This window comes from Streptomyces sp. NPDC001373, from assembly GCF_042895815.1.
GTDB lineage: Bacteria > Actinomycetota > Actinomycetes > Streptomycetales > Streptomycetaceae > Streptomyces.
Genome location: NZ_JBIAWQ010000007.1, coordinates 100,514 through 109,682 on the forward strand (window position 1 = coordinate 100,514; position 9,169 = coordinate 109,682).

General features: G+C 72.2%; 12 protein-coding genes. 6 read left to right on the forward strand and 6 right to left on the reverse strand.

Annotated elements, in window-relative coordinates:
* Window positions 1–171: 171 nt before the first annotated feature.
* A complete protein-coding gene (locus ACFY15_RS18010) occupies window positions 172–381 on the reverse strand; it encodes a hypothetical protein (RefSeq protein ID WP_390825770.1) in 210 nt (69 codons plus the stop codon).
* Entirely contained in the window at window positions 378–602 is a 225-nt protein-coding gene (locus ACFY15_RS18015) for a hypothetical protein (protein ID WP_390825771.1), read from the reverse strand. The genes ACFY15_RS18010 and ACFY15_RS18015 overlap by 4 nt, the downstream gene beginning before the upstream one ends.
* Window positions 603–643: 41 nt before the next feature.
* On the opposite strand from ACFY15_RS18015, the gene ACFY15_RS18020 reads away from it, so the two are divergent.
* A complete protein-coding gene (locus tag ACFY15_RS18020; RefSeq protein WP_390825772.1) occupies window positions 644–922 on the forward strand; it encodes a hypothetical protein in 279 nt (92 codons plus the stop codon).
* 161 nt (window positions 923–1,083) lie between these two features.
* Here ACFY15_RS18020 and ACFY15_RS18025 read toward each other — a convergent pair whose 3' ends face one another.
* Both ACFY15_RS18025 and ACFY15_RS18030 read right to left on the reverse strand, forming a co-directional pair.
* On the reverse strand, window positions 1,084–1,230 hold the full coding sequence (locus ACFY15_RS18025) for a hypothetical protein (RefSeq protein ID WP_390825773.1): 147 nt from the start codon (window positions 1,228–1,230) through the stop codon (window positions 1,084–1,086).
* Window positions 1,227–2,006, reverse strand: a complete 780-nt coding sequence (locus ACFY15_RS18030; RefSeq protein ID WP_390825774.1) for a hypothetical protein — start codon at window positions 2,004–2,006, stop codon at window positions 1,227–1,229. Before ACFY15_RS18030 ends, ACFY15_RS18025 begins: the two co-directional genes overlap by 4 nt.
* A gap of 319 nt (window positions 2,007–2,325) precedes the next feature.
* Here ACFY15_RS18030 and ACFY15_RS18035 point away from each other — a divergent pair, with 319 nt between their 5' ends.
* The 4 genes from ACFY15_RS18035 (at window position 2,326) to ACFY15_RS18050 (ending at window position 6,274) form a co-directional block, all read left to right on the forward strand.
* Window positions 2,326–3,732 carry a DUF6421 family protein gene (locus ACFY15_RS18035; protein ID WP_390686633.1) on the forward strand — a complete coding sequence of 469 codons (1,407 nt, stop codon included), beginning with the start codon at window positions 2,326–2,328 and terminating at the stop codon, window positions 3,730–3,732.
* 26 nt (window positions 3,733–3,758) lie between these two features.
* The gene (locus ACFY15_RS18040; protein WP_390686632.1) at window positions 3,759–4,514 is read left to right on the forward strand and encodes an SDR family NAD(P)-dependent oxidoreductase; all 756 of its coding nucleotides are present in this window, start codon (window positions 3,759–3,761) and stop codon (window positions 4,512–4,514) included.
* The gene (locus tag ACFY15_RS18045; RefSeq protein WP_042816954.1) at window positions 4,493–5,587 is read left to right on the forward strand and encodes a low specificity L-threonine aldolase; all 1,095 of its coding nucleotides are present in this window, start codon (window positions 4,493–4,495) and stop codon (window positions 5,585–5,587) included. The genes ACFY15_RS18040 and ACFY15_RS18045 overlap by 22 nt, the downstream gene beginning before the upstream one ends.
* An 87-nt stretch (window positions 5,588–5,674) precedes the next feature.
* Entirely contained in the window at window positions 5,675–6,274 is a 600-nt protein-coding gene (locus ACFY15_RS18050) for a transglutaminase family protein (RefSeq protein WP_390825776.1), read from the forward strand.
* On the opposite strand, the gene ACFY15_RS18055 is transcribed toward ACFY15_RS18050, so the two are convergent.
* Window positions 6,210–7,481, reverse strand: coding sequence for an MFS transporter (locus ACFY15_RS18055; protein ID WP_390825777.1), 1,272 nt, complete (start codon window positions 7,479–7,481; stop codon window positions 6,210–6,212). The genes ACFY15_RS18050 and ACFY15_RS18055 overlap by 65 nt on opposite strands.
* 82 nt (window positions 7,482–7,563) lie before the next feature.
* Here ACFY15_RS18055 and ACFY15_RS18060 point away from each other — a divergent pair, with 82 nt between their 5' ends.
* The gene (locus ACFY15_RS18060) at window positions 7,564–8,199 is read left to right on the forward strand and encodes a CGNR zinc finger domain-containing protein (protein WP_390686629.1); all 636 of its coding nucleotides are present in this window, start codon (window positions 7,564–7,566) and stop codon (window positions 8,197–8,199) included.
* Here ACFY15_RS18060 and ACFY15_RS18065 read toward each other — a convergent pair.
* Entirely contained in the window at window positions 8,183–8,905 is a 723-nt protein-coding gene (locus tag ACFY15_RS18065; protein ID WP_390686628.1) for a lysophospholipid acyltransferase family protein, read from the reverse strand. The two genes, ACFY15_RS18060 and ACFY15_RS18065, sit on opposite strands and share 17 nt — an antisense overlap.
* Between the last annotated feature and the right edge of the window lie 264 nt (window positions 8,906–9,169).

A 9,169-nucleotide genomic window follows, 5' to 3' on the forward strand; every position in this document is an offset into this window, starting at 1 on the left:
CGGGGTGATGGGTCGTGCCGTGGCCCTGCGGGCCGGGACACAGCCCCCACGGAGCGAGGTCGGCCGGGACGCTGTGCGCCGGCGCGCAGGGACGGGCCTGCCGCAGGAGGGCAATGGAGCGGTCCTACGACAGGGGTCGGTCAAGCGCGGTCGGGAAAGAGGCCTGCGGGTTCAGCGGGCGTCGGCCTCGGGTAGGGCTTTGTGGTCGGAGACGATCCACTCCCGGCCGCCGCCCTCAGGCCGCAGGAACACCGCCTCGGGAATGATCCTGCGCGTCTGCGGGTCTTCCCACTCGCCGATGAACTGCACGACCGCCTCGCGGTCGTTGGCGGGATCGAAGACGCGTGCGCCCTCGTAGAGCCAGTCGGGTCGTCTGCTCATGCCGGACCGTCCTCGCCGGGGCGGGAAGAGCTGATGCGGGTGTGCATGGTGCCGAGCTTCTTCCAGCCGCGCATCCCTCGGGCCATGAGGGTCGGGGACGGCTGGCCGTAGGGTGCGCTGACGTCGGCCTTGACGCCGAAGGCGTCCCAGGGGATGCGCTCGCTGGGCTGCTCCGCCAACTGCCGGTCCTGCGGCGTTCGGCGAGGGAGTGGCTGGGGCATGACGCTGCTCCTCTTCGAGATGGGGAGTACGGTGCGGGGGCATGAGCGAGCCGTTCGCCCAAGGCGAGGACCATCCGGCGTGCGGGATCTGTCCGGTTCACCGGCTGCCCCGGGAAGGCTTTGTGGTCTACGACCGGCCAAGTCGCGAGTGCCCGTTCGATCCGGCCGACGGCTACCGGTACACCGCCGACCGGATCCCTGCCTGCGTTCACCCCGACAAGGTCGGGGCGGAGCCGGACCGGATCGCCCCGCCGCCGGAGCCGCTCGGGGCCCGGACCGAGCCGGAGCCGGTCAGGCGCCGGTGGTTCAGGCGGCGCTGAACGAGATGTCGTGCTCGCGGCCGGCGCGCTCCATGCCGATGGAGGCGTACCGCGCGCTGAGAATCTTCACCCGCCGCTCCACCTCCTCGGCCTGGAGCCAGTACCGGGCCGGGGGCTTATCCCACGCGAGGCGGTAGGCCAGGTTGTGAAGCAGCCTTCATTCACGAGACGCCGTACCACTGGCTGGCCCAGCCCGTGTTGATGATGCTGGTCGACTGCGATGCCAGCGTCAGCGACGCCGGCGACGACGTCTGGCCGGTCAGCATGTTCGAGTACCGCAGGTTTGGGGCAGCGAGCCCGGCGTTCACCGAGATGTCCGCCGTGACCGCCCGGAGCGTACCCGCGGTGTCACATACCCCGAGGTAGCAGTTCGACAGCGTGGCCGCCCCGTCAACGCCCGCCAGGCCGAGCCAGACGTTCGACCACGTGATCGTGGACCGGATCGGATCCGCACCAGCGTCACCCGGCCGGCGACGCCAGCGGACGACTGCGCGGTGACGTGGCGGGCCATCGCCGGATCGTACGTCCACGCCAACAGGTTCTGCTCGCCGGGCTGGTCGGTGATGCCGTCGCCGGGCGTGCTGCTGTCCGTGATCAGGCCGACCGTCGCGAGGCCCGTGAGGAGGCTGGACAGGGCCGAGCCGTCGGTCCGCGAACCGGTGACCGTCCGCCGGGTGACCGGGGTGGCACAGTAGAGACCCACGGTGTTCGCGGCGCCGTCGAGGACGTGCCTCGTCGTCCCGTACAAGGCGTCGACGTGCTCCACCTTGCCCGCAATCTGGAGGTTCTGCGCGTCCGCGGACAGGCGCAGGCAGGAGCGCTGCGTTCCGTCGAAGGCCGGCCCGGACGCGCGATGGCCTCCTCCAGTCTCGTAGTAGCGGCTGGTGCTCGGCTCGATCCCCGGTTCACCGGTGGGGACCAGGGACACGGACCATCCCGTCCCGGCTGTGACCGGGACGGGATGATCTGGGGCGACGAGCGACTGGCCGCTGGCCGCGTCGGTCCAGCGGCGAGGCCGTGCGCGGAGGACCACTGTGGCGGTCTGCCCGGCGCCGGTGAGGAGATCGCCAACGCTGCCGGTCACGGTGCGCCTGCTCGGCGGACGAGGTGATGTGCCCGGTCCAGATGGGGACCGTGCCGCAGGAGGCCTGCGTGGAGACCCTGCGTCAGTGGGGTGAGAAGGTCATCCCGCACTTTTGGGGAGGGGTGGACGCGCGGTCCGGCGATGAGGTCGAACGCTACGCCGGTTACTAGGCGGAGTGGTGGATTCCACCGTGAGTCACGGGAAGACTTTCGGTGGAGTAGGGGGTGTCACAGAAAAATTTCCCGAGTTGCCTCTTGAGCGGGAGAGCCTCGCATGCATACGCTGTCTTAACGCGAGGTTCTCCTGTGGAGGAAGTGACATGACGGAAACTCTTGTGCCGGGCATCGGCGGGGCCGGGATAACCGCCGGGGCGCGGGTGGTGGACCACCCGGCGTGGCTCGAGCTCAAGGCCGCCGTGGAGGAGATCCGCCCCTGGCAGGCCAAGGACGGTTCGATCGACTTCGAGGCCGAGGGCGCCCCCGCCCCGCTCGATGTGGAGGCCGCCGTCGAGCGCGCCGTCGAGGCGGTCGAGACCCTGTCCCCGCTGCTGCCGCACGCCGCCGAGTATCACAAGGCGCTCGTCGCCGACCTGCGCAAGTGGGTCGTGGACGGCTTCCGCGTGCCGGACTTCCTGGACTCCCTGCTGGCCTTCCAGCCGGCCGCCCAGCGTGCCGACGGGCTCCAGCACCTCGTGGTCTTCCCGATGTACACCCAGAACGGCAACCCGGACCGCAACTTCGAGGCCGTCGTGCTGAAGATGGTGTGGCCCGAGTGGCTCTCCGAGCTGGAGCGCACCCGGTACGACAACCCGCTGTTCCTCGGCATCACCCTCGAGGACTTCACCCCGGGCTACGACACCCACTCCGCCGTGCTCTTCCCGGAGACCATCGCCGTGCGCGAGGCCCCCGAGCGCTTCACCTGGGGCGGCATCTTCTGCGACCGCGAGGCCGCCCGCTACCGCAAGGTCACCGGCGCCGCCGTGGACATCCTGGGCATCGAGCTGCCCGAGGACATCGCCCGCATGGTCGAGGACCAGGAGCGCTGCGAGAAGGCCTTCGTCCTGTGGGACATGGTCCACGACCGTACCCACAGCCACGGCGACCTGCCGTTCGACCCCTTCATGATCAAGCAGCGCCAGCCGTTCTGGATGTACGGCCTGGAGGAGCTGCGCTGCGACCTCACCGCCTTCAAGGAGGCCGTGAAGCTCGAGTCCGAGGGCAACGAGCACGGGCGCGACGTGCAGTACGCCGTCCTCTTCGACCGGATGTTCCGCTTCCCGGTCTCCGGCGACCGCAACCGCAACTACGACGGCCTCGGCGGCCAGCTGCTCTTCGCGTACCTCCACAAGCACGACGTCGTGCGCTGGACGGACAACAAGCTGAAGATCGACTGGATGCGTGCCCCGCAGGTCACGAACCAGCTGTGCGCCGAGATCGAGGACCTGTACCGCGCGGGCATCGACCGCCCGAAGCTGGTTCACTGGTTCAAGGCCTACGAGCTGGTCTCCACCTACCTCGCCCCGCACCCGGGTTCCAAGTGGGCCAAGGGCCCCGACGCCCTCGACCTGACGCAGCCGCCGCGCAAGCTGGTGGACGACGTGCTTCCGGACGAGTTTCCGCTCAGCATGTTCTACGAGGCCCTTGCCAAGAAGCTCAAGGGCGTGATCGCCTCGACCAAGGGCATCACCCCGCAGAACGCCGACGACGCCTCGCGGACCGCCGCGTGAGCACTCGCCCTCAGGAGGCTGCACAGATGAACGGCTCCGGGAACGGCCCGCTCCACGGTGCGGTGGTGGCGGTGGCCGGGGCCGGCGGGCCCGCCGGCCGCGCCGCCCTGCTCCGCCTGGCCGAGGCGGGTGCCACCGTGGTGGCGGCCGACGCCGACGCCGCGCGCCTGGCGGAGTCCGTGGACGCCGCCCGTTACGCCCACGGGGGCGCCACCGTCACCGGTGACACCGTCGACCTGCTCGACCTGGAGGCCACCAAGGCCTGGGCCGACCGCACCGAGAAGGAGTTCGGCCGGGTCGACGGCCTGGTCCACCTGGTCGGCGGCTGGCGCGGCAGCAAGACCTTCACGGACGTGGACCTGGCGGACTGGGACCTCCTGGAGAAGCTCCTGGTCCGCACGGTCCAGCACACTTCGCTCGCCTTCCACGACGCCCTGGCGCGCAGCGACCGCGGCCGCTACGTGCTGATCAGCCAGTCCGGCGCGCACAAGCCGGTCGCCAACAACGCCGCGTACAACGCGGGCAAGGCGGCCGCCGAGGCCTGGACCCTGGCCATGGCGGACTCGTTCCGCAAGGCCGGGGGCGAGGAGGGCCCGGTCGCCGGAGCTGCGATCCTGGTGATCAAGGCACTGGTGCACGACGCGATGCGCGCCGAGCGCCCCAATGCGAAGTTCGCGGGCTTCACCGACGTCAAGGAGCTGGCCGAGGCCATCGCCGGCGTGTGGGAGCGGCCCGCCTCCGATGTGAACGGACAGCGTCTGTGGCTCACTCCGCAACCGTGAGAACCGAAAACGGCAAGACCGACGCCCGCCGCCACCACGACCCGGCCGTGCGCGGTTTCGCCAGCGACAACTACGCCGGGGTCCACCCGGAGGTGCTCGCGGCCATCGCCCTCGCCAACGAAGGCCACCAGGTCTCCTACGGCGAGGACGACTACACCGAGCACCTCCAGAGGGTGTTCCGCAGCCACTTCGGTCCGTACGCCGAAGCCTTCCCGGTCTTCAACGGCACGGGCGCCAACGTCGTCGCCCTCCAGGCCATGACCGACCGGTGGGGCGCGGTGATCTGCGCCAAGAGCGCCCACATCAACGTGGACGAGGGCGGCGCGCCCGAGCGGATGGCCGGCATCAAGCTGCTGGCCGTGCCCACCCCGGACGGGAAGCTCACCCCCGAGCTGATCGACCAGGAGGCCTGGGGCTTCGAGGACGAGCACCGGGCGATGCCCCAGGTCGTCTCGATCACCCAGAACACGGAGCTCGGCACGGTCTACACGCCGGACGAGATCCGGGCGATCTGCGAGCACGCCCACTCCCTGGGCATGAAGGTGCATCTCGACGGCGCCCGGATAGCCAACGCCGCGGCCTCGCTCGACGTGCCGATGCGCACCTTCACCAACGCGGTCGGGGTGGACGTGCTCTCGTACGGCGGCACCAAGAACGGCATGATGTTCGGCGAGGCCGTGGTGGTGCTCAACCCGGACGCCGTCCGGCAGATGAAGCACGTCCGCAAGATGTCGATGCAGCTCGCGTCCAAGATGCGGTTCGTGTCGGTGCAGCTCGAAGCGCTGCTCGCGAAGGACCTGTGGCTGCGCAACGCCCGCCACGGCAACGCGATGGCCCAGCGGCTCGCCGCCGGGGTGCGCGAGACCGACGGGGTGGAGATCCTCTACCCGGTGCAGGCGAACGCGGTGTTCGCGCGGCTGCCGCACGACGTCACGCGCCGGCTCCAGGAGCGCTACCGCTTCTACTTCTGGGACGAGGCCGCCGGCGACGTCCGCTGGATGTGCAGCTTCGACACCCAGGAGGAGGACGTCGACGGCTTCCTCCAGGCCCTCAAGGAGGAGCTGGCCCGATAGCCGACACTCCCCGCGAGAACTGAATAGATATACCTCCGACCGCAAATCCATTGATCTGCGGTCGGAGGCATGCCTATGCTGCGGATCATGCAACTACTCCAGCAGAACCCCGACATTCATGCCTATTTGGCGCCAAGTGAGGCCATCGACCACTGGCATCCCCTGGTCCAGGACACGGCCGACACTCTCTGGTCCACCACCGGCGATGCATATTCATACGCCAAGGCTGCGTTCGCATTCGTCCGCGACACCATCCCGCACTCCGCCGACTCCGGCGACCCCCGGGTCTCCTGGCGAGCCTCCGACGTCCTCGCCACCCGCAACGGCATCTGCTACGCCAAGTCCCACGCCCTCGTCGCCCTGCTGCGCGCCCAGGGCATCCCCGCGGGCCTGTGTTACCAGCTGCTCGCCGACGACGACGGCTCGAACGCCGCCGTCCACGGCCTCGTGGCCCTGCGGCTGCCCGGTGGCGACGGCTGGGCCCGGGTGGACCCGCGCGGCAACAAGCCCGGCGTCGACGCGCGCTTCGACCTCGACCGGGAGCGGCTGGCCTTCCCCGTGCGGCCGGAACTCGGCGAGGCCGACTACCCCGAGCTGTACGCCGCCCCGCACCCGGCCACGCTCAAGGCCCTCCGGGAGTCCGCCGACCGGCCGGAGCTGTGGCGGAACCTGCCGGCCTCCCTGTAGCCGGGGCCCGGGCCACCCGCCCGCGCGCCACCACCAGCAGGTGCAGCGCGGCGGCCGCGAGCTGCAGCACGGCGATCCCGAGCAGCAGCGTCCACGGCGGCGCGGCGGCCGTCAGCCCGACCAGGGCGGCCCCCGTCGAAGCGGCCGTCACCTTCAGCCCCGCCCCCAGGGTGAACACCTGGGCCCGCACCGCGCCCGGGGCGTGCTCCGACCGGATCCGCAGCGTCGCCGTCAGCAGAGGCCCGTCGCACACCCCCGCCGCCGCGAAGGCGGCCGCCGCCGGCACGACCGACGGGGCGGACGCCGCCACCGCGAGCGCGGCCCCCGTCCCCGCCATCGCCCAGCGCGCCAGCCGGCCCGGCTCCACCGACGTCATCCGGCCCAGCGTCAGCGACCCGGCCAGCGCGCCGAGTGCGAAGGCCGTCATCAGCACCCCGCCCGCGCCCGGGCTGCCGAGTCCGCGGGCCAGCAGCACGGAGGTGGTGGTGAGCGCGCCGACGCCGACGAACGCCAGGGTCGTGGCCGAGGTGATCGCCCGCAGCTCCCGCACCCGCCACAGCGCGGCCAGGCCCGCCCCCGCTCCGGGCCGGGGAGCCGCGCCGTGCCCCTCGTGCCCGCCGGCCCCCGCGCCGGCCCCCGCGTCCGTGTAGGGGCTCCCGTACGGCAGGGTCGCGGCCAGGACCGCCGAGAGGGCCGCGGACAGCGCCAGCACCCCCATGGCGGGCCCCGCCGAGACCGCCGCCCCGGCCAGGCCGACCACCGCCGGGGCCGTGACGGCGGCGGCGTTGTACGTCGAGGCGTCCCAGCCGTACGCCCGGTCCCGCCGGGCTCCCTCCGGCACCAGCCCCGCCACCAGGCTCGACAGCCCGCCCGTCACCACCGGACCGCAGGACCCGCCCAGCACCGCCACCGCCAGCACCACCGGTACCGGGGCCCGGCCCAGCAGCGCCGCCAGGGCCGCCACCGCGGCCGTGAAACCCGCCAGCGCCCCCGCGTAGAACAGCCGGGGCCGGCGCGACCGGGCGGCGGCGGCGCCCGCGGCCGGAGCGGCCAGCACGTGCGGGGCCATCCAGGCCGTCAGCACGAACGCCCCGTGCGCGGCGCTGCCCGTCCGCTCCAGGGCCAGCAGGACCACCGCCATCCCCATGCCCTCCGAGGCGAAGCGCGCCGCCAGGGCAGCCGCCAGATACCGTCCGAACCCGCCCATCGGCGAACCCCCTCCACGTTCGGTAACGTGATGTGCCGGAAAGACGTTACGGCAGACGGGTGTACGGCGAAAGGATCGCGTGATGGGGGACCCGCGCAGGGCCGGCGCCACGGCGGGCACGGGAGCCGCGGGCTTCTCGGCGGCCGGACGCCTGATCGAACTGGCCGAGGCGGTCCGCGCGGATCCCGCCCTGCCGCGCGACGCGCTCGCCGCGCTGCTCGCCCGGCAAGGGGAGCATCCCGCCGACCTCGTTCCGGAGGCCTTCGGGGAGCCGGAGGCGGCCGTCCTGCGCGCCGCGGCGCGGCGCATGGCTCTCGTCCTCGCCGAGACCGACGAGGACCGCGCTGCCGAAGCCCTCAACGCGCTCCTGGAGGAGTGCGGCGGCCGACCCCGGCTGACCCGGCACGACGGCCATCCCTGGCACCTGCACGCGGACCGGGCCGACGGCGGGGACTGGGGGGACTGGTTCCTCGCCTCCGGCGCCCTCGCCCTCGCCCAGCTGTTCACGGAGTACGGCCGCATCGCCTGGGGTGCATGCCCCGCCGCCGGCTGCGGCCGGCTCTTCCTGGGCACCGGACCCGGCAGCGCGCGCCGCTACTGCACACCCGCCTGCGCCACGCGCGCCCGGGTCGCCGCCCACCGCAGGCGCAGGCGCGAGGGGGCGGCGGCGGGCCCGGAGGCCGCCGGGGGCGGCCCCGGGATCAGCCCGCTTCCTTGACCTGCGCCGCCGTCGGCGCGGTTCCGCCGAGGTGCGCCGGCAGCCACCAGGAGTCCTCGGTGCCCTGCGGCCTGGCCGGGTAGGCGGCCTGCGCCGCCTCCAGCAGTTCCTGCACGCGCTCGCGCAGGCGGCGGGTGATGGCCCCCGCGTACTGGTCCTTCGGCGCCTCGATCGGCTCGCCGACGCGCAGGGTCACCGGGATGTGGCTGCGCCTGAGGTTCTTCGGGCGGCCCTTGGTCCACAGGCGCTGGGTGCCCCACAGGGCCACAGGGATCAGCGGCACCCCGGCCTCCTGGGCCATGCGCGCGGCACCCGACTTGAAGCTCTTGAGGGTGAACGACTGGGAGATCGTCGCTTCCGGGAACACCCCGATGATCTCGCCGGACCGCAGCGAGTCCAGGGCGTGCTGGTAGGCGGACTCGCCCTGCTGCCGGTCCACGGGGATGTGCTTCATCGCCCGCATCAGCGGACCGGACACCTTGTGCCGGAACACCGACTCCTTGGCCATGAAGCGCACCAGGCGCTTCTGCGGCCGCGCCGTCAGACCGGCGAAGATGAAGTCGAGGTAGCCGATGTGGTTCGACACGAGGACCGCCCCGCCCTTGCGCGGGATGTTCTCGGTGCCCTTCATGTCGATGCGGATGTCGAGCGCGCGGAACAGCGTGTGCGCGGCGCCGATCACCGGGGGGTAGACGAGCTCAGCCATGGGGAGACCCCGCTTTCTGCCTGGGGAGGTGCTCCCGGCCGGAAGTTACGGAAGCGTAGGTACGCGACCATGGGGATCGTGCCCGAAACGCGGCGCGCTGGCCAGCCCAGACGCCCGCGGCCGAGGAGATCCTCGTCACGCGGGGAATGCCGCGCGCGCGGCCGGTGCTCGGACGGGGAGAGCCTCCCGGCCCCGGCCGGGGTGGTGCGTACATGGGGACAGGGTAGACAGGAGCGGGCGTGCCCGGACACGAGGAGACCGCCC